Raw genomic sequence first — 316 nt, 5'->3', positions numbered from 1 at the left:
CCACAAACGTGTCACTTGGATTTGCATCATTAAGTTCATTTTCATGTGTAATACATTTTAATAATGTATTTGTACTTTCTAAGTCAACCTTCGGGCCCGCGAACAAATTATTGGTGAAATTTGTACTATTAATCGCGCCTTGCCTATCACGATTCCATAAACGAATACGGTAATGGGTGTTATAAAGCGTTTTATTATAGTAATTTACGTTTTCAATCGTTGTACGACGGCGACCTAAATAAACAAAGGTGCCATCGTCTTTAATATCTGTTTGAAAATTCCAAATAACGTTGTGATGCGCTGTATAGTTTTTTAC

At 34.8% G+C, this 316-nt stretch carries 1 protein-coding gene; it reads right to left on the bottom strand.

Translation table 11 applies throughout. From position 1 onward, the window contains the following. Window positions 1–316, bottom strand: a 316-nt coding sequence (locus tag V6259_RS19745; protein ID WP_341585984.1) for a hypothetical protein, incomplete at both ends; no start/stop codon positions are given.

This window comes from Marinomonas sp. TI.3.20 (genome assembly GCF_038155025.1).
Lineage (GTDB): Bacteria > Pseudomonadota > Gammaproteobacteria > Pseudomonadales > Marinomonadaceae > Marinomonas > Marinomonas flavescens.
The sequence above is the reverse complement of the archived record's forward strand: the minus strand, read 5'-3'. Positions and strand labels throughout refer to the sequence as shown.